General features: G+C 76.1%; 28 protein-coding genes. 16 read left to right on the top strand and 12 right to left on the bottom strand.

Going from position 1 to position 26,035, the window contains the following annotated elements:
* Positions 1 to 21: 21 nt before the first annotated feature.
* Both ACI782_RS07560 and ACI782_RS07555 read right to left on the bottom strand, forming a co-directional pair.
* Positions 22 to 1,308, bottom strand: a complete 1,287-nt coding sequence (locus ACI782_RS07560) for a YibE/F family protein (protein WP_456907706.1) — start codon at positions 1,306 to 1,308, stop codon at positions 22 to 24.
* A gap of 49 nt (positions 1,309 to 1,357) precedes the next feature.
* Positions 1,358 to 1,708, bottom strand: coding sequence for an STAS domain-containing protein (locus ACI782_RS07555; RefSeq protein WP_456907704.1), 351 nt, complete (start codon positions 1,706 to 1,708; stop codon positions 1,358 to 1,360).
* A 253-nt stretch (positions 1,709 to 1,961) separates the two neighbouring features.
* On the opposite strand from ACI782_RS07555, the gene ACI782_RS07550 reads away from it, so the two are divergent.
* The 6 genes from ACI782_RS07550 to ACI782_RS07525 all read left to right on the top strand — a co-directional run bounded on the left by ACI782_RS07550 (position 1,962) and on the right by ACI782_RS07525 (position 6,790).
* Positions 1,962 to 2,456, top strand: coding sequence for an Hsp20/alpha crystallin family protein (locus ACI782_RS07550; protein WP_456907702.1), 495 nt, complete (start codon positions 1,962 to 1,964; stop codon positions 2,454 to 2,456).
* A 78-nt stretch (positions 2,457 to 2,534) separates the two neighbouring features.
* Entirely contained in the window at positions 2,535 to 2,918 is a 384-nt protein-coding gene (locus tag ACI782_RS07545; protein ID WP_456907700.1) for a helix-turn-helix domain-containing protein, read from the top strand.
* Positions 2,919 to 2,995: 77 nt separating this feature from the next.
* Entirely contained in the window at positions 2,996 to 3,289 is a 294-nt protein-coding gene (locus ACI782_RS07540; RefSeq protein ID WP_456907698.1) for a metal-sensitive transcriptional regulator, read from the top strand.
* A 25-nt stretch (positions 3,290 to 3,314) separates the two neighbouring features.
* On the top strand, positions 3,315 to 3,521 hold the full coding sequence (locus ACI782_RS07535; RefSeq protein WP_456907696.1) for a heavy-metal-associated domain-containing protein: 207 nt from the start codon (positions 3,315 to 3,317) through the stop codon (positions 3,519 to 3,521).
* Between the two features lie 117 nt (positions 3,522 to 3,638).
* Positions 3,639 to 4,538: a hypothetical protein gene (locus ACI782_RS07530; RefSeq protein ID WP_456907694.1), complete on the top strand. Its 900-nt coding sequence runs from the start codon at positions 3,639 to 3,641 to the stop codon at positions 4,536 to 4,538.
* Positions 4,539 to 4,549: 11 nt separating this feature from the next.
* Positions 4,550 to 6,790, top strand: coding sequence for a heavy metal translocating P-type ATPase (locus ACI782_RS07525; RefSeq protein ID WP_456907692.1), 2,241 nt, complete (start codon positions 4,550 to 4,552; stop codon positions 6,788 to 6,790).
* Between the two features lie 199 nt (positions 6,791 to 6,989).
* On the opposite strand, the gene ACI782_RS07520 is transcribed toward ACI782_RS07525, so the two are convergent.
* Positions 6,990 to 7,922, bottom strand: a complete 933-nt coding sequence (locus ACI782_RS07520) for a M56 family metallopeptidase (RefSeq protein WP_456907690.1) — start codon at positions 7,920 to 7,922, stop codon at positions 6,990 to 6,992.
* A gap of 19 nt (positions 7,923 to 7,941) precedes the next feature.
* The gene (locus tag ACI782_RS07515; RefSeq protein WP_456907688.1) at positions 7,942 to 8,304 is read right to left on the bottom strand and encodes a BlaI/MecI/CopY family transcriptional regulator; all 363 of its coding nucleotides are present in this window, start codon (positions 8,302 to 8,304) and stop codon (positions 7,942 to 7,944) included.
* A 116-nt stretch (positions 8,305 to 8,420) separates the two neighbouring features.
* On the opposite strand from ACI782_RS07515, the gene ACI782_RS07510 reads away from it, so the two are divergent.
* From ACI782_RS07510 to ACI782_RS07495, 4 genes are read left to right on the top strand one after another with little or no spacing between them, the layout of a single operon-like run.
* Positions 8,421 to 9,986, top strand: coding sequence for a cytochrome ubiquinol oxidase subunit I (locus tag ACI782_RS07510; protein WP_456907686.1), 1,566 nt, complete (start codon positions 8,421 to 8,423; stop codon positions 9,984 to 9,986).
* Positions 9,987 to 9,998: 12 nt separating this feature from the next.
* Entirely contained in the window at positions 9,999 to 11,012 is a 1,014-nt protein-coding gene (gene cydB / locus ACI782_RS07505) for a cytochrome d ubiquinol oxidase subunit II (protein WP_456907684.1), read from the top strand.
* Positions 11,013 to 11,020: 8 nt separating this feature from the next.
* Positions 11,021 to 14,395 carry a thiol reductant ABC exporter subunit CydC gene (gene cydC, locus ACI782_RS07500; protein ID WP_456907682.1) on the top strand — a complete coding sequence of 1,125 codons (3,375 nt, stop codon included), beginning with the start codon at positions 11,021 to 11,023 and terminating at the stop codon, positions 14,393 to 14,395.
* Positions 14,396 to 14,435: 40 nt separating this feature from the next.
* Positions 14,436 to 15,002: a dihydrofolate reductase family protein gene (locus tag ACI782_RS07495; RefSeq protein ID WP_456907680.1), complete on the top strand. Its 567-nt coding sequence runs from the start codon at positions 14,436 to 14,438 to the stop codon at positions 15,000 to 15,002.
* Here the strand turns inward: ACI782_RS07495 and ACI782_RS07490 are convergent.
* Both ACI782_RS07490 and ACI782_RS07485 read right to left on the bottom strand, forming a co-directional pair.
* The gene (locus ACI782_RS07490; RefSeq protein ID WP_456907678.1) at positions 14,999 to 15,271 is read right to left on the bottom strand and encodes a hypothetical protein; all 273 of its coding nucleotides are present in this window, start codon (positions 15,269 to 15,271) and stop codon (positions 14,999 to 15,001) included. The genes ACI782_RS07495 and ACI782_RS07490 overlap by 4 nt on opposite strands.
* Positions 15,272 to 15,337: 66 nt before the next feature.
* Positions 15,338 to 15,991: a hypothetical protein gene (locus tag ACI782_RS07485; protein ID WP_456907676.1), complete on the bottom strand. Its 654-nt coding sequence runs from the start codon at positions 15,989 to 15,991 to the stop codon at positions 15,338 to 15,340.
* 18 nt (positions 15,992 to 16,009) lie between these two features.
* Between ACI782_RS07485 and ACI782_RS07480 the strand changes: the two genes are divergently transcribed.
* Together ACI782_RS07480 and ACI782_RS07475 are read left to right on the top strand one after the other, a co-directional pair.
* On the top strand, positions 16,010 to 16,267 hold the full coding sequence (locus ACI782_RS07480; RefSeq protein ID WP_456907674.1) for a hypothetical protein: 258 nt from the start codon (positions 16,010 to 16,012) through the stop codon (positions 16,265 to 16,267).
* A 29-nt stretch (positions 16,268 to 16,296) separates the two neighbouring features.
* Positions 16,297 to 17,589: a PP2C family protein-serine/threonine phosphatase gene (locus ACI782_RS07475; protein ID WP_456907672.1), complete on the top strand. Its 1,293-nt coding sequence runs from the start codon at positions 16,297 to 16,299 to the stop codon at positions 17,587 to 17,589.
* A 148-nt stretch (positions 17,590 to 17,737) separates the two neighbouring features.
* On the opposite strand, the gene eutC is transcribed toward ACI782_RS07475, so the two are convergent.
* From eutC to eat, 3 genes are read right to left on the bottom strand one after another with little or no spacing between them, the layout of a single operon-like run.
* Positions 17,738 to 18,520, bottom strand: coding sequence for an ethanolamine ammonia-lyase subunit EutC (eutC, locus tag ACI782_RS07470; protein WP_456907670.1), 783 nt, complete (start codon positions 18,518 to 18,520; stop codon positions 17,738 to 17,740).
* Positions 18,517 to 19,932: an ethanolamine ammonia-lyase subunit EutB gene (locus ACI782_RS07465; protein ID WP_456907668.1), complete on the bottom strand. Its 1,416-nt coding sequence runs from the start codon at positions 19,930 to 19,932 to the stop codon at positions 18,517 to 18,519. The genes eutC and ACI782_RS07465 overlap by 4 nt, the downstream gene beginning before the upstream one ends.
* Positions 19,929 to 21,401, bottom strand: a complete 1,473-nt coding sequence (gene eat / locus ACI782_RS07460; RefSeq protein WP_456907666.1) for an ethanolamine permease — start codon at positions 21,399 to 21,401, stop codon at positions 19,929 to 19,931. Before eat ends, ACI782_RS07465 begins: the two co-directional genes overlap by 4 nt.
* Before the next feature lie 192 nt (positions 21,402 to 21,593).
* Between eat and ACI782_RS07455 the strand changes: the two genes are divergently transcribed.
* Positions 21,594 to 22,313, top strand: coding sequence for a GAF and ANTAR domain-containing protein (locus ACI782_RS07455; RefSeq protein WP_456907664.1), 720 nt, complete (start codon positions 21,594 to 21,596; stop codon positions 22,311 to 22,313).
* A gap of 1 nt (position 22,314) precedes the next feature.
* Here ACI782_RS07455 and ACI782_RS07450 read toward each other — a convergent pair whose 3' ends face one another.
* Positions 22,315 to 23,214: an SDR family NAD(P)-dependent oxidoreductase gene (locus ACI782_RS07450; RefSeq protein WP_456907662.1), complete on the bottom strand. Its 900-nt coding sequence runs from the start codon at positions 23,212 to 23,214 to the stop codon at positions 22,315 to 22,317.
* An 84-nt stretch (positions 23,215 to 23,298) separates the two neighbouring features.
* Complete coding sequence (locus tag ACI782_RS07445; RefSeq protein WP_456907660.1) at positions 23,299 to 23,718, bottom strand: hypothetical protein; 420 nt, start codon at positions 23,716 to 23,718, stop codon at positions 23,299 to 23,301.
* A gap of 111 nt (positions 23,719 to 23,829) precedes the next feature.
* Between ACI782_RS07445 and ACI782_RS07440 the strand changes: the two genes are divergently transcribed.
* The 3 genes from ACI782_RS07440 to ACI782_RS07430 all read left to right on the top strand — a co-directional run bounded on the left by ACI782_RS07440 (position 23,830) and on the right by ACI782_RS07430 (position 25,398).
* Complete coding sequence (locus ACI782_RS07440; protein ID WP_456907658.1) at positions 23,830 to 24,450, top strand: hypothetical protein; 621 nt, start codon at positions 23,830 to 23,832, stop codon at positions 24,448 to 24,450.
* A 52-nt stretch (positions 24,451 to 24,502) separates the two neighbouring features.
* Positions 24,503 to 24,772, top strand: a complete 270-nt coding sequence (locus ACI782_RS07435; protein WP_456907656.1) for a DUF2277 domain-containing protein — start codon at positions 24,503 to 24,505, stop codon at positions 24,770 to 24,772.
* Between the two features lie 89 nt (positions 24,773 to 24,861).
* Positions 24,862 to 25,398, top strand: coding sequence for a hypothetical protein (locus ACI782_RS07430; protein WP_456907654.1), 537 nt, complete (start codon positions 24,862 to 24,864; stop codon positions 25,396 to 25,398).
* Between the two features lie 302 nt (positions 25,399 to 25,700).
* On the opposite strand, the gene ACI782_RS07425 is transcribed toward ACI782_RS07430, so the two are convergent.
* Positions 25,701 to 25,934 (bottom strand): hypothetical protein, encoded by a 234-nt coding sequence (locus ACI782_RS07425; protein ID WP_456907652.1) that lies wholly within the window; start codon positions 25,932 to 25,934, stop codon positions 25,701 to 25,703.
* Positions 25,935 to 26,035: the final 101 nt, after the last annotated feature.

Below are 26,035 nucleotides of genomic sequence, written 5' to 3'. Positions count from 1 at the left end.
CGGGAGGCGGCCGATCCGCGCTCACCGGGCGAACCGGGCGCGCAGGGCGGTCACCCGCCGCTCGGTCGCCGCGCCCGCCTCGGTGCCGGCCGCCTTGGCGAAGAACGCGCCGGCCGCCGTGGTCACCGGGACGGCGAGGACCAGGGCGATCGACCCGACCAGCGTGCGGATCACCTCCTCGGCCAGCGCGGAGCTGGTGAGGACCACGTCCCACGGCTGCGCGTACAACTCGAAGAGCATGAGCAGCGGCAGCGAGGCACCGGCGTAGGCGAACACGATCGTGTAGACGGTCGAGGCGATGTGGTCGCGGCCGACCGCCATCCCGCGGCGGTAGAGGTCCCGCCAGCTCATCTCCTGGTCGACCTCGTGCAGCTGCCAGATCGCCGAGGCCTGGGTGATGGTGACGTCGTTGAGCACGCCGAGGCCGGCCACCACCACGCCGGCGAGCACCAGCCCGGAGAAGTCCAGGGTCGGGTCGAAGCCGAGCAGGGTGGTGGTCTCCTCGCTGGTCAGCCCGGTCAGCCGGGCCGTCTCCACCGCGAGCGCCCCGAGCACGGCCACCAGGGCGAGGCCGAAGAGGGTGCCCACCAGCGCGGTCGTCGTCCGGGCGGAGAAGCCGTGCGCGAGGTACAGGACGACGAACATGATCGCCGCCGAGCCGACCAGGCTGGTCAGCGTCGGCGACTGGTCGGAGAGCAGCCCGGGCAGCACGAACTCCAGCAGGACGAAGAAGGCGAACGCCAGCCCCACCAGGGCGGCCAGCCCGCGCAGCCGGGCCACGGCGACGACCACGACGGCGAAGGCCAGGGTCAGGACGACGATCGGGACGTCGCGGTCGTAGTCGAAGAACGCGTACTGCGCCCCGCCCTCCGCCGTGGCGTCCCGCGTGAGGACCAGCCCGTCGCCCTCCTCGATCCCGGCCGCGTACACCTCCGCCGGGACGTCGACCTGTACGAACTCCCCCGCCCCGTCGCCCTCGAGCACCTCGACGACGAGGGTGGCGCAGGTGAGCTGCTGGGCCGGCTGGCCCTCCCCGCCCGGCAGCGAGCAGTCGACCGGCTGGACGGAGGAGACCCGGGCCTCGGGATAGGTGGTGCCGGGGGGCAGGTAGAGCTCGGCGGCCTGCTGTGCGCGGGTCGGCTCGTCGGAGGGCCAGAGCGCGACCAGGCCGATCACCGTGGCCAGCCCGACCGGCACGAGGAGCAGCAGCATCAGCCAGACCGCCCGGCGCCGGCGGGTGAGGACCTCCGGGCTGGGCGGCGGCGCGTCCGGGTCGGGACCGTGGCTGTGGGCGTGACTCGGCGGCACCCGGCCAGGCTAGGAGTTGCCTCCCGGGCCGACGACCGCGGCACCGGCCTCAGGCGCCGCCGCCCTCCCGGCCGACGCGGTCGTCCTCTCCGGCGTGCTCCTCGACCGGGAAGCGCAGCCACAGCCCGGACAGCTGCAGCGGGCGGGCGACCGCGGTCGGCGGCGCCACCAGCACCACCTCGACCCCGCGCGGCTGGCCGAGCCGCTGCAGCTGCACGAGCACCGCCATGCCGGCGGAGTTGAGGAAGGTCACCCCGCGGGTGTCCAGGCGCACCCGGCGCAGGGACGCCTCGGCGAGCAGCAGGTCGGTCATGGTCCGCACCAGTGGTCGCCGGGCCTGCTCGGTCAGCTCCCCGGTGACGGTGACGGTCGCGACCTCGCCGTCCAGTGCGGTGCTCACCTCCGCGCCCGCGCCGCCCTCCGCCGGTCCCGGTCCCCCCTGCGCTCGGGGGGCGTTCGCGTCGTCCACACCGGGTGGTCTGCCCCGCGGGGACGTCGTTCACGCACGCCGGGCGAACCGGCTGCCAGGACGGGAACAAAACTCGGCGAGACACGTTTACAAGAGTGCTTGCCGGAGGTAATCTCCAGTTGCCACTAGAGGTTCACCTCGGGCAGCGAACACACACGAGACCCACACAGGAGGTTGCACAGCCATGGCGATGCTGACCGCCTACGACCCGTTCGCCGCCACCAACGCCGCCTTCCGCGCGCTGGACCAGCTGACCGGCCGGACGGGGTCGACCGCCCGCCCGCTGTCGGGCATGCCGATGGACGCCTACCGGGTCGGCGACAACTTCGTCGCCCACTTCGACCTGCCCGGCGTCGACCCCGGCTCGATCGACCTGTCGGTCGAGGGCAACACCCTCACGGTGACCGCCGAGCGGTCGGTGCCGCAGCTGGAGAACGCCGAGTGGGCGGTGGCCGAGCGGCCCTACGGCAGCTACACCCGCCAGCTGGTGCTCGGCCGGAGCCTGGACACCGACCGGCTCGAGGCGAGCTACCACGACGGCGTCCTCAGCCTCAGCATCCCGGTCGCCGAGAAGGCGCGGGCCCGCAAGATCACGGTGACCCGTGCCGACACGCCGACCGCGGTCGAGGGGCGCACCATCGAGCACGAGGCGTCCGAGAAGAAGGCCGTCGAGAGCTGATCGCCGGCTCCCGCCGGCAGGGGCCGGGTCCGCAGCGGACCCGGCCCCTGTGCGCATCCAGGACCAGGAGGACCCGCCATGGCCGATCCCGGGCGCGGCGGCGGAACGCCGGGGGACGACGCGCTGCGGCGCCTCGACGACCCGGACTTCCCCGCCCTGACCATGAGCCAGGCCGCAGCCCTGCTCGGCGTGCAGGCGGCGTTCCTGCGGAGCCTCGACGCCTCGGGGGTGCTGCAGCCGCACCGCTCCCCCGGCGGCCACCGGCGCTACTCCCGACACCAGCTCAGCCTGGCCGCGCGGCTGCGCGGCCTCCTCGACGAGGGGCACACCCTCGCCTCCGCCGAGGTCATCCTCGGCCTGCAGGACGAACTGGCCGACGCCCGCGCCGACAGCGAGCGGCTGCAGCGGACCGTCGACCGGCTGCGCGGCCGCGAGGACGACCCCGCCGAGCCGGAGGCGTGAGCGAGCACACCCGCGCAGTGAACCCTAGGGGGGTATAGTTCCTCGGCGAGAGCTCCCGAGCCGCCTGGAGGAACAGCGTGGAGAGCGCGCCGCACGGCTACATCCACCGCAAGGACGACTACCTCAAGCGGCTGCGCCGCATCGAGGGCCAGGCCCGCGGGCTGCAGCGCATGGTCGAGGACGAGAAGTACTGCATCGACATCCTCACCCAGGTCTCGGCCATGACGAAGGCGCTGCAGTCGGTCGCCCTCGGCCTGCTCGAGGAGCACATGGCGCACTGCGTCGTCCAGGCCGCCCAGGCCGGCGGGCGCGAGGCCGACGAGAAGGTCCGCGAGGCCTCCGAGGCGATCGCCCGCCTCGTCCGCTCCTGAACCCCGTCCCCCGAGAGGATCCGCGTTGAGCACCGCCACCTACACCGTCGTCGGCATGACCTGCGGCCACTGCGTCACCGCCGTCACCGAGGAGGTCTCGGCCGTCCCCGGCGTGACCGAGGTCGACGTGGACCTCGCCACCGGCGGCCTGACCGTCACCAGCACCGAGCCGGTCGACGAGGGCGCGGTCCGCGCCGCCGTCGAGGAGGCCGGCTACGAGATCGTCGACTGACAACCGTTCCTGCGAGGGGCATCGCAGCGAGGAACGAGCGAGGAGCGGACCGGGGCGCGGAAGCCGCCCCCGGTGATCGCCGGGAGCTGACCGGCAGAACAACGCGAGAGGACCGTCGTGAACACACCGGTGAGGCTGGCCGTCGTCGCCGCCGGCCTGGGCGCCGTCTTCGCCGCGGCCGTCGGCATCGGCGCGGCGGTGGGCCCGATCGGCGCCCCCGAGCCGCACCCCGGGACGACGGCGTCCCCGGCAGCCCCCGCGGCGGCCGAGGCCGTCGCCGGGCTGGCCGTCGCCGAGTCCGGGTACGTCCTCGACGTGCTGGACCCGCAGCCACCCGCGGGGACGGCGACTCTCGCCTTCCGCGTCCTCGGGGCCGACGGCGCCCCGGTGCCCGCCGACACCGTGAGCGAGATGCACCTGGTCGCCGTCCGCCGCGACCTCAGCGGCTACCAGCACGTGCACGCCGTGGTCGACGGCGAGGGCACGTGGCGGGCGCCGCTGACCCTGACCCCCGGCAGCTGGCGGGTGATCGCCGACACCACGCCGACCGCGCTGGGCGAGGACCTCACCCTCGGCGCCGACGTCGAGGTGGCCGGCGACTACACCCCGGTCGCACTGCCCGAGCCGTCCGCGGTCGCCGACGTCGACGGGTACACCGTCGTCCTGACCGGCGACCTCGCCGCGGGCGCCGAGTCCGAGCTGACCTTCAGCGTCAGCCGCGACGGCCGGCCGGTCACCGACCTGCAGCGCTACCTGGGCACCTACGGCCACCTGGTCGCCCTGCGCGACGGCGACCTGGGCTACCTGCACGTGCACCCGGTCGAGCCGGAGAACGGCACCACCCAGGCACCCGGGCCGCACGTCGGCTTCGCGACGACGGCGCCGTCCGCCGGGACCTACCGGCTGTTCCTCGACTTCTGGCACGGCGACGCCGTGCACACCGCCGCCTTCACCGTCCGGGTCGGACCCGACGGCGAGGCCACCGCCGAACCCGCCCCGCACGGGCACGGCGACTGAGGAGACCCCTGATGAGCACCACGCACGCCCCGGCCGGCGAGATCGAGCTCGCGATCGGCGGCATGACCTGCGCCTCGTGCGCCGCCCGCATCGAGAAGAAGCTCAACAAGCTCGACGGCGTGACCGCGACGGTCAACTACGCCACCGAGAGGGCCCGGGTCAGCTACGGCGGCGACGTCACGCCCGAGGACCTCGTCGCGACCGTCGAGAAGACCGGTTACACCGCGACCCTCCCCAGGCCCCGTCCCGAGGCTCGCCCCGAGCCTGCCAGGGGTGAGGAGGACGGGGTCCTCCTACTGCGCCGCAGGCTGCTGGTGTCCACGCTGCTCAGCGTGCCGGTGATCGCCATGGCGATGGTCCCGGCGCTGCAGTTCGAGTACTGGCAGTGGCTCTCGCTCACCCTGGCCGCCCCGGTGGTCGTCTGGGGCGGGCTGCCGTTCCACCACGCCGCCTGGACCAACCTGCGCCACGGCGCCGCGACGATGGACACCCTCGTCTCGCTCGGCACGGGCGCGGCGTTCCTGTGGTCGCTGTACGCGCTGTTCCTGGGCAGCGCGGGCGAGCCGGGCATGACCCACCCGTTCGAGCTGACCATCTCCCGCGGCGACGGCGGCGCCAACATCTACCTCGAGGCCGCCGCCGGGGTGACCACCTTCCTGCTGGCCGGGCGCTACGCCGAGGCGCGGTCCAAGCGGCGGGCCGGGGCGGCGCTGCGCGCCCTGCTCGAGCTCGGCGCCAAGGAGGTCTCGGTGCTGCGCGGCGGCGTCGAGCGCCGGGTGCCGGTCGACCAGCTCGCGGTCGGCGACGAGTTCGTCGTCCGGCCCGGGGAGAAGATCGCCGCCGACGGCGAGGTGACCGAGGGCGCCTCCGCGGTCGACGCCTCGATGCTGACCGGCGAGTCCGTCCCGGTCGAGGTGGGCCCCGGCGACCCCGTCGTCGGCGCCACCGTCAACGCCGGAGGACGGCTGGTCGTGCGGGCCACCCGGATAGGCGCGGAGACCCAGCTGGCGCAGATGGCCCGGTTGGTCGAGGAGGCGCAGAACGGCAAGGCCGAGGTGCAGCGCCTGGCCGACCGGGTGTCGGGCGTGTTCGTCCCGATCGTGCTGGCCCTCGCGGTGGCGACCCTCGGGTTCTGGATCGGCGCCGGCGCCGGCCTCGCGGCCGCGTTCACCGCGGCGGTCGCGGTGCTGATCATCGCCTGCCCGTGCGCCCTGGGGCTGGCCACGCCGACCGCGCTCATGGTGGGCACCGGCCGCGGCGCGCAGCTCGGCATCCTCATCAAGGGGCCGGAGGTGCTGGAGTCCACCCGCGCCGTCGACACCGTCGTCCTGGACAAGACCGGCACCGTCACGACCGGCCGGATGACCCTGCGCGAGGTCGTCCCCGCCGACGGGGAGGACGCCGACCGGGTGCTGGCCCTCGCCGGTGCGCTCGAGGCCGCGTCGGAGCACCCGATCGCCCGGGCCGTCGCCGCGGCGGCCGCCGAGCGCACGGGCGCGCTGCGGCCGGTCGAGGGGTTCGCCAACGTCGAGGGGCTGGGCGTGCGCGGCGTCGTCGACGGTGCCGCCGTGCTCGTCGGACGACCGCGCCTGCTCGCCGACCGGTCCGTGCCGGTGCCCGCCGGGCTCGAGGCGGCCCGCGCCGCGGCCGAGGCGGACGGCGCGACGGCGGTCCTCGTCGCCGCGGACGGCGCCGCCCGCGGGCTGCTCGTCGTCGCCGACGCGGTCAAGGAGACCTCCGCCGAGGCCGTGCGGCAGCTGCGGGACCTCGGCCTGCGCCCGATCCTGCTCACCGGCGACAACGCCGCGGTGGCCCGGACCGTCGCGGCGGAGGTCGGCATCGACGAGGTCGTCGCCGAGGTGCTGCCGCAGGACAAGGTGGCCGTCGTCCGCCGGCTGCAGGCCAAGGGGCGGGTCGTGGCCATGGTCGGCGACGGGGTGAACGACGCCGCCGCCCTCGCGCAGGCCGACCTCGGGCTGGCCATGGGCACCGGGACCGACGTGGCGATCCAGGCCTCGGACCTCACCCTGGTGCGCGGCGACCTGCGCGCGGCCGCGGACGCCATCCGGCTCGCCCGCCGCACCCTGGCCACCATCAAGGGCAACCTGTTCTGGGCGTTCGCCTACAACGTGGCGGCGCTGCCGCTCGCCGCGGCGGGGCTGCTCAACCCGATGATCGCCGGGGCCGCGATGGCGTTCAGCTCGGTGTTCGTGGTGACCAACAGCCTGCGGCTGCGCCGGTTCGGGCGGTGACCCGGCGGTCCCCTGGACCGCCGCTGTGCCAGGGACCGGCACCCTCCGGGAGCTCGTGCTCTGCCCACCACCGGGGGCAGAGCACGAGCTCCCGACACGAGGCACTCGCCGAGTGACCTCCGCCGTGCGTGACGACCGATGCCGCACCGCGGCTCGGCGCTGAGCGCCGGCTCGGGAGGAGGCGGCTCGTGAGTCGGCCCTAGACGACCGCGGGGACCAGCAGCAGTGCGGTCGGGAGCAGGAGCAGCAGGCCGGCGGCCAGCAGCGCCGATCCCCGCGCCCACAGCGGCAGCGGGGACGGCGGCTCGAGCAGCCGCACCACGCGCTCGCGCACCCCACCCCCGGCCACGGCCAGCGCCCCGCTCGGCACGGCCGCGCCGCCCGCCCCGCCGGCCGCCGCGACGATCGCCCGGGCCAGCGTGCGCCGGGGTGCGGCGCCGGTCAGCGAGCCGAGCGCGACGTCGTCGGCCCGCATCTCCACCAGGGTCCGCACCGCGGCGGCGGCGCGCGCGGCCGCGGGCAGCGCCGGCAGCGCCGCCTCCCAGGCGACGAACGGCAGCAGGTAGAGGTGGTGGTGCTCGCGCAGGTGCGCCCGCTCGTGGGCGACGACGGCGGCGACCTGGTCGTCGTCGAGCTCGGCCACCATCCCGGAGGAGAGCACCAGCAGCGGCCTGGCGCCCGGGATGCAGAAGGCCACCGGCGCGGGGTGCTCGAGCAGCCGGGCGTCCCGGAGCGCGTGCGGCTGCACGACCAGCTCCAGCAGCTCGCGGTGCCGGCGGCGGGCGCGGACGGTCCGCACCCAGGAGAGCAGCAGCACCCCGACCAGCTCGGAGGCGAGCACGCCGGCCAGCGTCAGGGTCACCCAGTGGTCGCCGCGGACCGGCTCCTCCGCGGGGGAGCCGGTGAGCACCGACCAGGCCGCCTCCGGCAGCGAGTGTCCCCACGGCGCCAGCCCGTGCACGAGCAGCGCGCCGATGATCGACAGGCCACCGGCCAGCCCGATCGCCTGCCAGCAGACCAGCGCCACGAGGGGGTCGCGCCGCGGCCAGCGGGCACGGGCGAGCAGCGCGGGGACCGGCCAGGCCAGCAGTGCAGCCAGCACCGCGAGGGCGGCCGCGGTCGCGGGGAGCACGGGTCAGCGGGTCAGGGCGTCAGCGGTCGGCGTCCGGCCCCGCGGCGGCCAGCAGCTCGCGCAGCAGCCGGGCCTCGTCGGGGTCGACTCCGCCGACGAACCGGGCCAGCACCGCCTGCCGGTCCCCGGCCGAGCCGAGCACCTCGTGCATCAGCTCGGCGGCGTGCTCCTCGCGGGTCGCCCGGGGCCGGAAGCGGCGCGGCCGGGCGTCGTCGTGCTGGACGAACCCCTTCTGCTCCAGCCGGGTGAGCACCGTGTGGACGGTGGTCAGCGCCAGCCCCCGGTCGGCCAGGCCGTCGCGCAGCTCGGTCGCCGAGACCGGACCGTCGGCCGACCACAGCCGGTCCATGACGGTGCGCTCCAGCTCACCCAACGACGCCACCGGTCCTCCTGTCCTGCGGATCACACCGAGATTCTTCTACGTATCGTAGAAAAAAGTCTTCTACTCGGCGTAGAAAGAACTCGTCCGATCGTACGTCGTCTGGATGAGGAGCGGCCGTGGACGTCCTGGACGTGGCGCGCTGGCAGTTCGGGATCACGACCGTCTACCACTTCCTGATGGTCCCGCTGACCATCGGCCTGGGGATCCTGGTCGCGGTCGTGCACACCCTCTGGGTGCGGACCGGCAAGCCGGAGTGGCTGCGGATGACCCGCTTCTGGGGCCGCATCTACCTGATCAACTTCGTGCTCGGCGTGGCCACCGGGCTGGTGCAGGAGTTCCAGTTCGGCCTGGCCTGGAGCGAGTACAGCCGCTTCGTCGGCGACGTCTTCGGCTCGCTGCTCGCGCTCGAGGCGCTGCTGGCCTTCTTTCTCGAGTCGACGTTCCTCGGCCTGTGGATCTTCGGCTGGGGCCGCATCCCGAAGAAGCTGCACCTCGCCGCGCTGTGGGCGGCGGTCGTCGGCTCCGTCGTCAGCGCGTACTTCATCATCGCGGCCAACTCCTGGATGCAGCACCCGGTCGGCGTCGTGGTCGCCGAGGACGGCCGCCCGCGGCAGGTCGACTTCCTCGCCGTCCTGACCAACAACACCGCGCTGGCCGCCTTCAGCCACGCGATCGTCGCCGCGCTCATGGTCGCCGGCGCCCTGCTGGTCGGCATCGGCCTGTGGCACCTGCGCCGGCGGAAGCTGGCGGACCAGCCGACCACGGACGTCGACCACCAGGTCTGGCGCCGCTCGGTGCGGCTGGGCGGCTGGGTGTCGCTGGTCGCGTTCGTCCTGGTCGCCCTCACCGGCGACTGGCAGGGCAAGCTCATGTACCAGCAGCAGCCGCTGAAGATGAGCTCGGCCGAGGCGCTGTGCGAGACCGAGGCGCCGGCGTCCTTCTCGATCCTGGCCTGGGGCAAGCTCGGCTCCAACGAGTGCGACGACGTCCACTCGATCACCGTGCCGGGGCTGCTGTCCTTCCTCGCGCACAGCGACTTCTCGACCGCCGTCCCGGGCGTCAACGAGCTGCAGGAGCGCTACGCCGCGGTCTACGGCGAGACCTACCCCGACGACCCCGCGCGGTTCGGCGCCCTGGCCGGCGAGGAGGTCGACTACACCCCGCTGCTGGCGGTCACCTACTGGAGCTTCCGGCTCATGGTCGGCATGGGCGCGGTGTCGGCCGGCGTCGCCGCCTACGCGCTGTGGGCGACGCGGCGGGGCCGGGTGCCGACGTCACGGATCGGCGTGTACGGCTCGCTGCTCGCGGTGGGCGCGCCGTTCGTGGCGAACGCGACGGGCTGGATCTTCACCGAGATGGGCCGCCAGCCGTTCGTCGTCTACCCCAACCCCGACGTGCCCGTCGACGAGCAGGTGTGGTTCTTCACCGCCCAGGCCGTCTCCCCCGGCGTCTCCGCCGCCGAGGTCTGGACGTCGCTGACCGTGCTCACCCTCGTCTACGGCGCGCTGGCCGTCGTCGAGCTGTGGCTGATCGGCCGCTTCGTCCGCCGCGGGGTCACCACCGGGGACGCCGCCCCCACCCCCGGGCACACCCCCGACGGGACGCCGGACGACGACCTGCCGGGCGGCCGCGACGGCACCCGCCGCGACACCGACGACGACGTCCTCTCCTTCGCGTACTGAGGAGCACCTCCCATGGACCTGCAGACCCTCTGGTTCGCCGCCGTCGCGGTGCTCTGGACCGGCTTCCTGCTGCTCGAGGGCTTCGACTTCGGCGTCGCCGCGCTGCTGCCGGTGCTCGGCCGCCGCCCCGCCGACCGGCACCTCATGCTGCGCACCATCGGCCCGCTCTGGGACGGCAACGAGGTATGGCTGATCACCGCCGCGGGCGCGGTGTTCGCCGCCTTCCCGGGCTGGTACGCCACCTGGCTGCCGGCGCTGTACCTGCCGTTCGTGCTGGTGCTGTTCGGCCTGATCATCCGGGCGGTCGCCTTCGAGTGGCGGCACTCGCACCACACGGCGGCGTGGGACGCGACCTGGACCCACGTCATCACGGCCGGCTCGCTGATCGCCGCCCTGGGCATCGGTGCCGCCCTCGGGGCGACCACGCTGGGCCTGCCGATCGACGGCGACGGCAACCGGGTGGGCGGCGCGTTGTCGGGGCTGGGCTGGTCGGCGCTGCTCGGCGCGGTCGCCGTCCTCGCGTTCTCCCTGGTGCACGGCGCGGTGTTCCTGGCGCTGAAGACCGACGGCCCGGTGCGCGCCGCCGCCCGCCGCTTCGCCGCGCGGTGGACGCCGGTGGCCGCGCTGCCCCTGCTGGCCTGGGCCGGCGTGGTGCACCTGCGGTACGGCACCCCGGTCACCGCGGTGCTGTGGCTGGTCGCCGCGCTGGCGGTGGTCGTGGCGTGGGCGCGGATCCGGGTGGGCCGCGAGGGCCAGGCCTTCGCCGCGTGGGGCGCGGTGCTGGTCGCCGCGGCCGCGACGTTGTTCGGGGCGGCCTACCCGGTCGTCGTCCCCTCGACGATCGACGCGGCCTTCGACGTGACCGTCGCCGACGCCTCGGTCAGCGACTACACGCTCACCGTGATGACGTGGGCGGCCGGGATCGGCCTGCCGGTGGTGCTCGGCTACCAGGCGTGGACCTACTGGGTCTTCCGCAAGCGGCTGACCGCCGAGCCGGTGCACGCCGACGTCCCCGCGCACGCATGAGGGCGAGAATGGCCATTTCTGCCCCTCGAGGCCGGGGGCCGCTGGCGGCGCTGGCCGGGGTCCCGGGGCTGACCGGGGCGCTGGTGCGGCAGGTGGCCGCGGCGCTGGTCCAGGTGGCCGGCCTGGTGCTCCTCGCCGCCGGGCTGGCGCACGCGGTGGCCCGCGCCGCCGGCCTGGCCGAGGGACCGCTGACCGGTCCCCTGGCCGCGGCCGCCGCGGGTGCCGCGTTGCGGGCGGCCGCCGGGTCGCTGGGCGACCTGCTGGCCGACCGCGACGCCCGCCGCGCCGAGGACGGGCTGCGCGCCCGCCTGGTCACGCGGCTGGCCGGCTCCCCGGCCGCGGTCACCGCGGCGGGCGGGCCCGGCCCCGCGGCGGTGCTGGCCACCACACGGCTGGCCGACCTCGGCCCCGGGCTCACCACGTACCTGCCGGCCCTCGCCCGGACCCTGGTCGTGCCGCCGGTGCTGCTGCTCGTCCTCGCGTGGACCGACCTGCTCTCGGCGGCGCTCGTCGCGGTCACCCTGCCGCTGGTGCCGCTGTTCATGGCGCTGGTCGGCCTGACCACCCGGGACGGCACCACCGCCGCCGCCCGCGCGCTGGACCGCATCGCCGCGCACGTCGCCGAACTGGTGCGCGGGCTCCCCGTGCTGGTCGGCCTCGGCCGCGCCGCCGAGCAGGCCGCCGCGCTCGCCGAGCTCGGCGAGGCCTCGCGCCGCCGCACCCTCGCCACGCTGCGGCTGGCCTTCCTCTCCGCGCTGGTGCTCGAGCTGCTGGCCACGCTGTCGGTCGCGCTGGTCGCGGTGACCGTCGGCCTGCGGCTCGTGCACGGGGACGTGGCCCTGGCCGCCGGCCTGACCGCGCTGCTCCTGGCGCCCGAGGCCTTCGCCCCGCTGCGCGCGCTGGGATCGGCGCACCACGCCAACGAGGACGCCGCCCTGGCCGCCGCCGAGGCGCGGGCCGTGCTGGCCGCGCCGGCCGCCGCTCCGCTCCCCCCGACGCCGGACGACGACCCGCGGGGCGCCGACGTCGCGGTCAGGGGCCTGACCGTGCGCTTCCCCGGCCGGGCCGTGCCCGCCCTCCCACGGGTGGACCTCGCCGCGCGCCCCGGCGAGCTGGTGGCCCTCCGGGGTGCCAGCGGGTCGGGCAAGTCGACGCTGCTCGCCGTCCTGGCCGGGCTGACCGACCCGTCGGCGGCGGTCGAGGGCACCGTGACCGGCGTCCCCGCCGGCGGGGTCGCGTACGTGCCGCAGCACCCGCGGACCACCGGGGAGACCGTCGCCGACGAGCTGCGCCGGCACGCGGGCTCGCAGCCCGGCGTGGACGAGATCGCCGGGGAGGCGTTCGTCATCGAGGCGCTGGAGCGGGTGGGCGCGACGGCCCTGGCCGGACGGCGGTGCACCACCCTGTCCCCCGGCGAGCTGCAGCGGGTCGCGCTGGCCCGCGCGCTGGTGCGGATCCGCCGGGGCGCGCGGCTGCTGCTGCTCGACGAGCCCACCGCCCACCTGGACGACGCGGCGGCCGCGCGGGTGGCCGCGGTGCTGGCCGGCCTGCGCGGCACGGTCACGGTCCTGCTGGTCACGCACGACGCCGCACTGGCCGCCCTCGCCGACCGGGACGTGACCCTCTCCGCCTCGCCGACCGCGGCCGCCGAGGGGACGCCCGGCGTCGCCGGACCGCGGACCGAGGCGGCCGGACCTGCGGCCGCAACCACGGAGGTCCCCGCCGAGCCCGCCGCGATGGACGGGGCCGGTGGCCTGCGCTGGCCGCGGCGGGCGCTGGCCCGCGCCGTGGCCGCGGGGACGGCGTCCGCGGGCGCGGGCGTCGCGCTCACCGCGGTGTCCGGCTGGCTGATCGTGCGGGCGGCGGAGATGCCGCCGGTGCTGACCCTGCTGGTCGCCATCGTCGGGGTGCGCGCCTTCGGCCTCGGCCGGGCGGGACTGCGCTGGGTGGAGCGGATGACCGCGCACGACGCGGCGCTGCGGATGGCCGCCGACCTGCGGGTGCGGGTGTGGCGGGCGCTGGCGGCGCAGGGCGTCGCCGCCGACCGGACGCCCGGCTCGGCGCTCGCCCGGGTGGTCGGCGACGTCACGCTGGTGCAGGACCTGTCGGTGCGCGTCGTCCCCCCGGCGCTGGTCGCCGCGGTCGTCCCCGCCGGGACCGTCGGCGCGCTCGCTCTCGTCTCCCCCGCCGCGGCGGGCGCGGCCGGGCTGGTGCTGCTGGCCACCGCCGCCCTCGTCGCGGCCGCGCACCGGCGGGTGGACGCGGGCACGGCCCGGACGGAGGGGGCGCTGCGCGTCGCCGCCCTGCGGGACACCACCACCGTGCTCGAGGGGGCGCCGGACCTGCGCGCGCACGGCCTGGCCGACCGGACCGCCGCCGACCTCGCCGCCCTCGCCGGGCGCCGGTCCACGGCCGCCGGCGCCGGTGCCCGCGCCGGCGCGCTGGGCGAGGGCCTGGTGGTGCTGGGCACCGGGCTGGCCGCGGTCACCGCCGCGGCCGTCGGCGCCGCCGCCGGCGTGACCGGCCCGGCCGTCGCGGCGCTCGCCCTCGCCCCGCTGGCGCTGGCCGAGCCGCTGAGCGGCCTGGTCGGCGCGCTGCGGCGGCGCGGCGCCCTCGCCGACGCCCGCGGCCGCCTCGACGCCGTGCTCACCGCGCCGGTGCCGGCGGACCCGGCCGCTCCCCTGCCGGCGCCGGCGCCGGTCCGCCGGGTGGCCACCACCGACCTGGTGGCGGGCTGGCCGGGCGGACCCGACGTGCTGGGTGGCCTGACCGCCGAGGCCCGCGCGGACGGCGGGTGGCTGGTGGTGCGCGGACCCTCGGGCGCGGGCAAGTCGACCCTCCTCGCCGTGCTGATGGCCGCGCTGCGCCCGCGCGGGGGCGGCTACGCGGTGCAGGACGTGCCGGCCGACCGGCTCGCCGGAGACGACGTGCGGTCGCGGACGGCCTGGCTGCCGCAGGAGTCGCACGTGTTCGCCTCCAGCATCCGGGCCAACCTGGCGGTGGCCGCGCCGCGGGGCGCCCTGTCCGGTGCCGACGGCGAGGCCCGCATGCGCGCGGCGCTGACCGCGACCGGGCTGGCCGGGCTGCTGGCCGGCCTCCCCGACGGCCTGGACACCCCCGTCGGCGCGGGCGGGACGGCGCTCTCGGGCGGCGAGCGCCGCCGGCTGGCCGCCGCGCGGGCGCTGCTCGCCGACCGCGACGTCGTCCTGCTCGACGAGCCGACCGCGCACCTGGACCCGCCGACCGCCGCCGCGCTGGTCCGGGACCTGCGGCGCGCGCTCGCCGGCCGCGTGGTCGTCTGCGTGACCCACGACGACGCCGTCGAGCAGCCCGGCGACACCGTCGTCCGGCTCGGGGCGCCGGAGCCGGCGCTCGCGGCCTGAGCGAGACCACCTGTCGGCCTCCTGCGGCAGGCTGCGCGGCATGGACGCGCCCTTCACCGGTTCGGTCTTCCTCGGCATGAGCGTCGACGGGTTCATCGCCCGCCGCGACGGCGACCTCGCGTGGCTCACCGGCGACGCGGAGGCCGGCGGCGCGCCGGACGACGGCGCGGGCGGCGACTTCGGGTTCTCCGCGTTCGTCGCCGGCATCGACGCGCTGGTCATGGGCCGCAGCACCTACGAGGTGATCGCCCCGATCGACGAGTGGCCGTACCAGGGCAAGCCGGTGCACGTGGTCAGCACGACCCTGGAGCCCGGCGCGGACGGGCGCGTCACCGTGCACCGGTCCTTCGACGACGCGGTGGCCGCGCTCGCCGCGGCCGGGTACCGCCGGGTCTACGTGGACGGCGGCCGGATGGTGCACACCTTCCTCACCGCCGGGCTGGTCAGTGACATCACGCTCTCCCGGGTGCCCGTGCTCATCGGCGACGGGCTCACCCCCTTCGGCGCGCTGCCGGCCGACGTCCCGCTCGAGCACGAGCGCACCGAGGTCTTCCCCGGCGGCATGGTGCAGACCACCTACCGGGTGCGCCGGCACCAGCCGGACTAGGCGGCGGCGTGCTCCGGCCGGGCCCGCACGACCTCGAACCCCGGGAAGAGGGGCAGTGCCGCGTCGACGGCGACCGGGACGCCGGGCGGCGGGCCCAGCAGGCCGGTGGCGACCGCGGTGGCGCGGTCCTCCGGAGCCATCTGCGCGAGCAGGCGCCCGTACAGCTCCGGGCGGATGCGGATCACCCGCGGCGGGGCGGCGCCGGGGGCGACGGCGATGGCGACGATGTCTCCGGCGATGTCCGGCCGGACCCAGTGGACGCGGCTCATGGCGGCCTCCTGTGCTGCCCTCCCCGCGCCCTGGTTCAACGCCGGGTGGACACCTGTTGTCGTCCCTTACCCGCCGGAGACGACGGTCCCACCTGTCACGGCCACATCGACAGGGATCTCCGACCCCAATCGCGCCCCTTGCAGTAGCGCCAGGCCGTCGCCGGACCAGAAGCTGCCCGGGTCGTAGGCGTTGCGCGGGCGGCGGGGGTCCAGGAGTCCCATCGCGGTGTAGGTCGTGGCCACCAGCTCGGCGCAGTACACGGTCTCGGCCGACGTCCGCCGCCGCAGCCGTCCGCCCAGCCAGCCCGCCGCCAGCCCGCGCGGAGTGGGGAACGGCCTGCCGTCGAGCCGGGCGATCGTGCGCAGGACGGCGTCCTCCATCTCGCCGGTCACGCCGCCGTCGTCGGCCGGGCCGACCAGCTGCCGCAGCCAGGCGCGCTGGCCGTAGCGGTGCCGCCAGGTGCGGACGGCGTCGGCCAGGTCGTGCAGTTGCACGCCGCGCTGGTGCTGCCCGGTCCAGACGTCGGGCAGCGAGCGGCCCAGCTCGGCGTGCCACAGCAGTGGCGGGAGCTCCTCGAGCACGACGGCCATGCCGACGTGGTTGACCGGCGCGTTGGTCAGCGCGCGGATCGCCCGGTCGGCCACGGAGGCGCCCCGGAACACCCACACGTCGCCGGTCCGGGTCAGCTCGACGGCCTCGTCCAGGCTCAGCGCGGGCACGGCGCTACGTTACGGATCATGCGTCCCTGGAAGCTGCTCGGACTGGCCGGCCTCGCCGGCGTCGCGGCCACCGGGGCGGTGCTCGCCCGCAGCGAGCGCCGGCGCCGCGCACACACCCCCGAGGAGATCCGGACCCGGCTTCGCGAGCGGCACGCGCTGCTGGCCGACGTCCCCGAGCCGGTGCCGGCCGAGGAGCTCGCCGGCGGACGACGGCACGCCCTGGCCCGCGCGCTGCGCCGCCGGCCCCGCGGGCTGCGCCGCCGACCCCGCGTTTGAGGTCCCCGCCCGCCGCCCATGGACACGGGGTGCCGGACGACCACATCGGGCCGCTCGTGGGCTTCCACGACACGAGCGGCGCCCTGACCACCGACGAGAGCGTCGGCGAACGCCTGCTCGGCGCGCTGCTCGACCGCGCCCACCTCATCCCGCCGCGCCTGGTCGGCCCGCTGGTGGCCCAGGAGCTGGGGATGGCCGGGGCCACCGACGTCAGCATCCACCTGCAGGACTTCGACCAGCTCCAACTGCAGCCGGTACTCGGCCGGGGGCTGATCGGCAAGCCGGTCCCCATCAGCGACAGCCCCGAGGGCCAGACGTTCGCGACCGCCGTCCGGACCGAGCGGCCGCAGCCCGACGGCAGCGTGCGCCTGCACCTGCCGATGCTCGACGGCTCGGACCGGGTGGGCGTGCTGTCGTTCACCCTGCGGGCCGTGGCCGAGCACGACCGGCAGCTCGCGCACCGCGCGGCCGGGCTCGTCGCCGACCTGATCGTCACCAAGGACAGCTACACCGACACGTTCGCCCGCGTGCGCACCGCACGGCCGATGACCCTGGCGGCCCAGCTGCAGTGGCAGAGCCTGCCGCCGCTGTCGATGACGACGCCCGACATCGACCTGGCAGGAGTCCTCGAACCGGCCTACGCGGTGGGCGGCGACTGCTTCGACTACGCCTTCGACGAGCACGTCCTGCACCTCGGGGTCTTCGACGCCATGGGCCACGGGCTGGACGCGGCGACCATGGCGACGGTCGTCCTCGCCGCCTACCGGCACGGCCGTCGCCGGGACGTCCCGCTCGCCGAGCTCTACGCCGAGATGGACCGCATCGTCGTCCGGTCGTTCCCCGGCCGGTTCGCCACCGGTCAGCTCGGCCGGCTGGACACCGAGACCGGCGAGCTCCGCTGGGTCAACGCCGGGCACCCACCGGCGCTCTGGGTGCGCGAGAGCCGGGTCATCGGCGAGCTGACCGGCGCCCGGACCCGACCCATCGGTTTCGGCGGCGCGGCGCCGTCGGTGGCCTCGGCCCGGCTGGAACCCGGCGACCGCGTCCTGTTCTTCACCGACGGCGTCGTGGAGGAGCGGCTGGACGGCGGCGAGCAGTTCGGCGAGGCCCGCCTGCGGCAGCTGATCGAGCAGACCACCGCGGCGGACCTCGCTGCGGCCGAGACCGTGCGGCGGCTGTCGCACGCGCTCATGGCGGCTCGGGACGGCCGCACCAGTGACGACGCCTCCCTGCTGCTGGTCGAGTGGAAGGCCCCGCCGCGGGACGACGAGCTGGCCCCGGACATCCCCGAGGCCTCGCCACGGGGCGCGGAGAAGCGCTGACGGCTCACGGACGGCGACCGCCACACCGGGTGCCGTCCGGAGTCGTTCCGCAACGGCTCGGAGAGGTCGACACTGCACGACGCCCGCCGGTGTCGCCGGGCGTCGTGTCTGGGTCATCCGTCCGGCGACGCCGACGCGGTCTGCCCGTTCAGCCGGCCCCCGCGGCCAGCGCGGGCCCCTCGTCCTTGAGCGCGACGCCGGACGCGCCGAGCTCCCGGGCCGCGGTCAGCAGCGCCACCACCGTGTCGGCCGCCTGCGCGTAGGACAGCCCGTGCGGCGGCCGGACGTTGGACACGCAGTTGCGCTCGGAGTCCGCCCGCCCCGGCCTCGGGTCCCAGGTGAGGTAGACGCCGAGGGAGTCCGCGGCGGACAGGCCCGGCCGCTCCCCCACGAGGACCACGACGGCGCGCGCGTGCAGTGCCGCCCCGACGGCGTCACCGAGGGCCACCCGGGCCTGGTGCGCGAGCACCACCGGAGCCACCGCCCAGCCGGACAGCCGCTCCAGCAGCGCCGCCGTCAGGCCCGCGGCGTGCTCGTGGACCGCCCGCGGGGACAGCCCGTCGGCGATCACGACGGCCAGGTCGGCGTCGGCGCGGGACAGCTCGGTCCCGGGCGCGAGCTGCCGGCCGAGGTCGGGCCGCTGCAGGTAGGTGGCGCGGTCGCCGGCGGCCGAGTGCACCTCGACCACCTCGACGTCCGGCAGCCGGGCCGCGCGGAGCGCCGTGTCCAGCGCGGTGCGGACGGCGGCCGGGTCCAGCGGCTGGTGCACCGCGTCCCGCGCGGTGGCGTGCGCGGCGCGGAACTCCAGCTCGCGGGCCGTGGGCAGCGCGTCGCCGGCCCGGCCGAGGGCGACCCGGGCCCGGGTCGCCGACCGCAGCACCGCCCACGGATCGGGGTCGGCCGGCAGCGGCTGGTCCAGCGCCGAGCTCATGCCGACGCCGCCGCGAGCAGGGCCCGGGCCGCGGGCGCGTCCGGTGCCGGTTCCCGGACCCGCCCGGCGTCGTCGAGCAGGTCCATCCGCGCGAGCCACGCCTCGAACTCCGGCGCCGGTCGCAGGCCCAGCACCGACCGGGTGGTGAGCACGTCGGAGAACGCCAGCGACTGGTAGTGCAGCATCACGTCGTCCATCCCCGGGACGGCGATGAGGAACGTGCAGCCGGCCGCGCCGAGCAGCAGCATCAGCGAGTCCATGTCGTCCTCGTCGACCTCGGCGTGGTTGGTGTAGCAGACGTCCACGCCCATCGGCAGGCCGAGCAGCTTGCCGCAGAAGTGGTCCTCCAGCCCGGCCCGCAGCACCTGCTTGCCGTCGTAGAGGTACTCCGGCCCGATGAACCCCACGACGGTGTTGACCAGCAGCGGGGCGAAGTGCCGGGCGACGGCGTAGGCGCGCGCCTCCAGGGTCTGCTGGTCCACCGGCCGGCCGCCGATGCCGTGGTGGGCGTCGGCCGACAGCGCCGACCCCTGACCGGTCTCGAAGTAGGTGACGTTGTCGCCCACCGTGCCCCGGCCCAGCGCCAGCGCCCCCGCCCGCGCCTCGGCCAGCAGGTCGAGGGTGACGCCGAACCCGCGGTTGGCGGCCTGCGTGCCGGCGACCGACTGGAACACCAGGTCCACCGGCGCGCCCGCCTCCAGCGCCCGCAGCGTCGTCGTCACGTGCGCCAGGACGCACGACTGGGTGGGGATCTCGTACCGGCTGATGACCGCGTCGACCAGCTCCAGGAGTGCGACGGTGCGCGCCGGGGAGTCGGTGGCCGGGTTGATCCCGATGACGGCGTCCCCGCAGCCCTGCAGCAGGCCGTCGACGATCGACGCGGTCACCCCCAGCGGGTCGTCGGTGGGGTGGTTGGGCTGCAGCCGGGAGGCCAGCCGGCCGGGCAGGCCGAGCGTGCTGCGCAGGCCGGTCACCACCCGGGTCCGCCGGCCGACGGCGACCAGGTCGGCATTGCGCATCAGCTTCGACGTCGCCGCGACCATCTCGGGGGTCAGGCCGCGGGCCAGGGACGAGATCGCCGCCTCGTCGCCGGCCGCGGCCCAGGCCAGCAGTCGGTCGCGGAACTCCCCCACCGTCAGCGAGGCCACCGGCGCGAAGGCGGCCGGGTCGTGGGTGTCCAGCACCAGCCGGGTGACGTCGTCCTCCTCGTAGCCGACGACCTGCTCCTCGAGGAAGGTCGCCAGCGGCAGGTCGGCCAGCACCGCCTGGGCGGCCACCCGCTCGGCGGCCGACTCGGCGGCGCACCCGGCCAGGACGTCGCCGGAGCGGGCCGGCGTCGCCTTGGCCAGCAGCTCGACCAGCGTCGGGAACTCGAAGGTGTGCCCGCCCAGCGTCGCGCGGCGCACGGTCATCCCAGCTCCTCCTCCGCCTCGGCCAGCAGCTCGAACTCCTCCTCCGGCGCGGAGGCCACCAGGTGGTGGCGGCTGTAGAACGCGAAGTAGGCGAGGAACGCCGCATAGGCGCCCAGCGTCCAGAACGCCGCGGTGACGTCGACGAGGAAGGTCGCGACCACCGCCGCGGCGGCCAGCACGAGCGCGATCCCGGTGGTGACCACCCCGCCCGGGGTCCGGTACGGGCGCTCCAGGTCGGGCTCGCGCCGGCGCAGCACGATGTGGCTGACCATCATCAGCACGTAGGAGACCGTCGCCCCGAAGACGGCCATGTTCAGCAGCATGGCGCCCTGGCCGGTCAGCGAGAGGACGAACCCGATCGCGCCCGGCACGAGCAGGGCGAGCATCGGCGCCTTGCGGGAGTTGGTCACCGACAGCACCCGCGGCAGGTAGCCGGCGCGGGAGAGCGCGAAGGTCTGCCGCGAGTACGCGTAGATGATCGAGAAGAAGCTCGCCACCAGGCCGAACAGGCCCGCGTAGTTGACCACCGTGGTGAGCGCGTCGGGCGCGGCCGAGGCCGCCAGCGCGTCCACCGGCGGGTTGCCCGACGCGGCGATCGTCGACGACCCGCCGGCCCCCGGGGTGAACACCAGCATGAGGACGGCGAGCAGGACGAGCACGCCCATCGCGGCGACGATCCCCCGCGGCATCGAGCGGGCCGGGTCGCGGGCCTCCTCGGCGGCCAGCGGCACGCTCTCCACGGCGAGGAAGAACCAGATCGCGAACGGGAACGCCGCCCAGATGCCGATCAGCCCGTAGGGCAGGAAGGACGACGCGCCGGCCGCGTCGGTGGGGGCGATGTCGAGCAGGTTGCCCGCGTCGAACTGCGGCACAGCCCCGACGAGGAACACCAGCAGCCCGAGCAGGGCGACCACGGTGACGGCGAACATCGCCTTGAGCGCCTCGCCGACGCCCATCAGGTGGATGCCGATGAACAGCGCGTACACCACCAGGTAGACCCACCAGCCGTCGGTGATCCCGAACAGCCCGAGCGACTCCACGTAGGCGCCGATGAAGGTGGCGATCGCGGCGGGGGCGATGGCGTACTCGATGAGCACCGCGACCCCGGTGGCGTACCCGCCCCACGGTCCGAGGGCGCGGCGGGCGAAGGTGTAGCCGCCGCCGGCGGTCGGCAGAGCCGAGCCGAGCTCGGCCAGCCCGAACACCATCGCGGTGTACATGACCGCCATGAGGACCGTCGCGACGAGCAGCCCGCCGAAGCCGCCCTCGGCCAGGCCGAAGTTCCAGCCGGCGTAGTCGCCGGAGATGACCGCCGAGACGCCCAGGCCGGCGAGCAGCAGCCAGCCCGCCGTCCCGGTGCGCAGCTGGCGCTTGTGCAGGTAGCCCTCGTCGACGCGCTCGGCCTCGACCCCGGCGTGGTGTCCGGGGCGGGGCGGCGGGACGGATCGGGCGCTGGGTTCCGCGGTCATGCCGTGCCTCCCGGTCGGGCCCCCGGCGGGCGGGTGGGGTCAGGGTGGTCCTCCCGTCCGGGCCGGTCAACCGCGTCGAGGGATCGGAACGGCCTGTTCACGCGCCCGACCCGGGAGTCGTCTCGCACCGCGGGCCCGGCGTGACGCATACTCCCCGGTCGTGCACGACCGGACGGCGCGAGGAGAGCTCCGTTGAGCGAGGGGTACGGGCCGGGGGACGCCGACCTGCTCGCCCTGCTGGCCTCCGGCGGCGACCTGAACGACTTCCTCGGCGAGCTCGTCGACCTGGCGGTGCGCCAGACCAGGAACGCGCGGGCGTGCGGGCTGACGCTGGACCGCTCGGGCGGTGCGGTGACGGTCAGCTGCACCGGACCCCTCGCCGCGCAGGCCGACGAGCGGCAGTACCAGCTGGACGACGGCCCCTGCCTGGAGGCGATGCGCCGGGGCACCGTCGTCCGCGTCGAGGACATGCTCGGCGAGCAGCGCTGGGACGGCTATCCGGCGCTGGCCGCGCAGGTCGGCGTCCGGTCGTCGCTGTCGCTGCCGCTCGCCGTCGACGGCCGCAGCCGCGGGGCGCTCAACCTGTACTCCACCGAGCCCTGCGCCTTCGGCCCCGCGGACGAGGCCGTGGCCGCCCGGTGGGCGGGCCAGGCCGCCGGTGCGCTGGCGGTGGCGCTGCGCATCGCCGCCAGCGACGACAGGGCCGAGCAGCTGCGCGGCGGCCTGGACACCCGCACGGTCATCGGCCAGGCCGTCGGGCTGATGATGGCCCAGGAGCGGTGCACCGCCGAGCAGGCCTTCGCGCTGCTCAAGCACTCCTCGCAGCGGCGCAACGTCAAGCTCCGGGACGTCGCCGCCGGACTCGTCGCCGCGTTCGAGGCCGATCTGCCGGAGCGGCCGGCCCGCTGGTGAGTCAGACGCCACGCCAGCGGCCGTCCTTCGCGTTCCCGCTCGGCCGGGACGCGAACACGTTCCCCTCGGTGGGCGGCGCCTCGTCCCCGGCGAGGGCGAGCCTCTGGAGCAGCGGGCCGACCAGCGTGTCGTAGAGCGCGGGCAGCAGGCGGAACCCGGCGATCACCACCGGGTTGAGGAAGCCGGACTGCACCAGCCGCCGCGGCCGGTCCAGCCGCGCCACGACGGCCCGGGCCACGCGGTCGGCCGAGTAGACCGGCACGGGCGGACGGCCGGTGCTGCCCGCCCACGTCGCGCCCTGGCTGTAGATCGGCGTGCTGACCCCTCCTGGGGCGACGGCCGAGAGGTGCACACCCGGGGCGTCCCGGAGCTCCTGCTGGAGCGTCCGGACCAGCCCCAGCTGCCCCCACTTCGCCGCCGCGTAGGCCCCCATGAGCGGCGCGGTCACCGAGGCCAGCAGCGAGCTGACGACGACCAGGTGGCCGCTGCCCTGCCGGCGGAACACCGGCAGCACCGCCCGGGCGACGTTCGCGGTGCCGTGCACGCCGGTGTCGACCACGGCCTCGAACACCTCGCGCGGCACGTCCTCGATCCGGCCGTAGGCCATGGTCTGCGCCGCGTGGACGACGGCGTCGAGGCGGCCGAAGCGCGCCACCGCCGCCTCGACCACCTGCTGGAGGCCCGCGGCGTCGGTGACGTCCATCGGGCACACGAGCACCTCACCGGCGCCGCGCTCCCGGGCCTCGGCGGCCGCCTCCTCCAGCGACTCGCGGCCGCGGGCGACGAGTACGAGGGCGGCTCCCCGCCCGGCCATCGCGTGGACGGTGGCCCGGCCGATCCCGCTGGAGGCGCCGGTGACCAGGACGGTGGGCGGGCGGGACGGCGCGGCGGACGGCGGCATGCGGCTCCTCGGGGAGAGAGGGCACGCACAGCGCTGGCACGCCCCGGCTCGACGTCCGCCGTCCCTACCCCTGCCGCGAGCACGTCATGCGGGCGGACTGCGTCGTGCAGGCGGGTCGTCCAGCGCGGACGACAGCCAGCCGGGGCCGGTGACCGCCACGCCGTCCGGCAGCCGCTCGCGCAGCCCGCGGTCGGCGGTCACCACCAGGACGTCGCGCCCCTCACCGGCCAGGCGGGCGGCGCGGGCGACGAGGGCGTCGTCGCCGCTGCCCGGTGCGGACACCACCGTGACGCCGTCCGGGGCGCGGGCCTGCCGGGCCGCGCCCTCGACGACGGCGACGAGCTCGTCGACCACCACCCGCCCTCCGCCGGGGCCGGGCAGCAGGCGCCCGGTCAGCGGAGCGAGCCGCCGCAGCAGCCGGGACGTCGCGGCCGCGCGGTCGCGCCACCAGCCGTCGGGTCGGGACCCGACCACGTTGGCCGCGTCCACCAGCAGAACCGTCATCGGCGCTCTTCGTTTGTCGGCTCCGACCTGGGGAATCGTCCCGGTGCACCGCGCCGCAGGCCGGCGCGGCTCACCCGGGAGGAGCGCTCCCGGTTGGCGGAGGAGGCTGGCATGGCGAGCAACGACCCCACGGTCCACGACTCCGACGCCGCCCGCGAGGGCGCCTCGGCCACCCGCGGGACCGCGCGGGACGCGGTCGTCGCGCAGCGGTCGGCCTTCGGCGGCGTGAAGTGGGGCGCGGCGCTCTTCGGGTGGCTGTCGGCCAACGGGCTGGCCGTGCTGCTCATCGCCCTGCTCTCGGCCGGCGGCGTCGCGCTCGGCCTCACCCAGGGCATCGCCTCCCCCGGCGACGCCGCGCAGCAGGCGGAGAGCATCGGTCTAGAAGGTGCGGTCGCGCTGCTGGCGGTCCTCTTCCTGGCCTACCTCGCCGGCGGGTACGTGGCCGGCCGGATGTCCCGCTTCGACGGCGTGCGCCAGGGCGTCGCCGTCTGGCTGGTCGGGCTGCTCGTCGTGCTCGTGCTGTCGGTGGCCGGGTACCTGCTGGGCCGCGAGTACAACGTGCTGGAGGCGCTGGACCTGCCGCGCATCCCGATCGACGAGGGCACGGCCACCACCGCCGGGATCGTCACCCTGCTCGCGATGGTGGTCGTCACCCTGCTCGGCGCCGTGGTGGGCGGCCGGCTCGGCACCCGGTACCACCGGCGCATCGACCGGGCCGGGTTCTCCGCCTGATCCCCTCCGCGGGGACTGCCGGCCGTCGGCGGCCGCTCCTACGCTCTCGCCCATGTGCCGGAACATCCGACCGCTGGCCAACTTCGAGCCGGCGGTGACCGACGACGAGATCCAGGCGGCCGCGCTGCAGTACGTGCGCAAGATCAGCGGCTCGACGCGGCCCTCGCGGGCCAACGCGGAGGTCTTCGACCGCGCGGTCGCCGAGGTGGCCGAGGCGTCCGCGCGGCTGCTGTCGGCCCTGGTGACCACCGCTCCCCCGAAGGACCGGGAGGTCGAGGCGGCCAAGGCGCGGCAGCGCGCGGCGCTGCGGTACGGGAGCTGACCGGCCACCGTATTGCGCACAACCGGTGTGGCGGCCGGTGACCGGGGGTACGCCGTGCGTGTCCCCGTCCCCTGCCCCGGAGCGCAGCCATGGCTCGCAACACCCTGTCCCGCAGCCTGCACGACCTCGGCCTGGCGGCCTGGTTCGGCGGCACCCTGGCCAACGCGGTCGCCCTGAACCCCGCCGCCGGCGAGGCGGGTGGCCGCGGCACCGGCCGGGTGGCGAACGCCGGGTGGGACCGCTGGACGCCGGTCAACGCCGCGGCGATCGGCGCGCACCTCGTCGGCAGCGTGGGGCAGTTGCGCGGCAACCGCGGCCGCGTCGCGCGCCAGCAGGGCGTGGCCGGCACGAGCCTGCTCAAGACCGCCCTGACCGCCGCCGCGCTGGGCGTCACCGCCTACAGCCGCACCCTCGGCCGGGTGGTGTCCGGCGCGGGCGCCGTCCCGGCGCGGTCGGGCACCAAGCCGGCCAAGCGCACCAGGGCCGAGGTCGCCGCCGCCCAGGAACGGCTGGACCAGTTGCAGTGGGTGGTCCCGGCCCTGACCGGAGCGCTGATCGCGGTCAGCTCCTACGCCGGGGAGCAGCAGCGGCCGAGCGAGGTCGCCCGCGGCACCACCCAGCGCTGACGGCCTGGAGTTCCACGACGCGCACCGTCGCCTTCCAGGGCGACACCGCCGGACGGTCCACCGGCGGGGCCACCCGCTGCCCGGACTGCCCCGACGGGCTGGGCAGGCCCCGTCCGGTGCGGCCGGGGCGTCCTTCCGGCGCACGGCGCGACGCCTGGCAGGACGCCCGGAAGCACCCGGTCAGCTCAGCGGCGGTGACCCTGGGCGGCCTGGCCGCGGCCGGTGTCGCCTTCTGGGCCGTGCGCCACCACGACCTCGTGGACCGGGCCACCGTCGCGCTCGGCGGCTGACCGGACCGCGGGTCAGCGGTCGCCGCGGGTGAGGTCGCCCGGGTCCGGGGTCCGGAAGGGCGGGTCGGCGTGCTGCCCGCCGTCGTCCGCCGACGGCCGGCGCTCCTCCGGCCGGTCGGGCTCCTCCCCGCCGACTCCGTAGCCCTCCGCGGGTCCGGGCGCGCCCGCGCCCGGGTCGGCGGCGGGGATCCCGTCGTTCCCCTCACCGCCTCCGCGCCCTGCCTCCATCGGCGCCCACGTCGACATGCCCGTCCACCCCTCGTCGCACCTCGCGGTCGTCCTGCGCATACCCCGGCCGCGTTGGTGGAAGTACCCCACCCCACGTGAACGGCGGGTGAACGACCAGG

The organism is Geodermatophilus sp. SYSU D00703, assembly GCF_054050155.1.
This window is presented reverse-complemented; position numbering and strand designations above follow the sequence as displayed.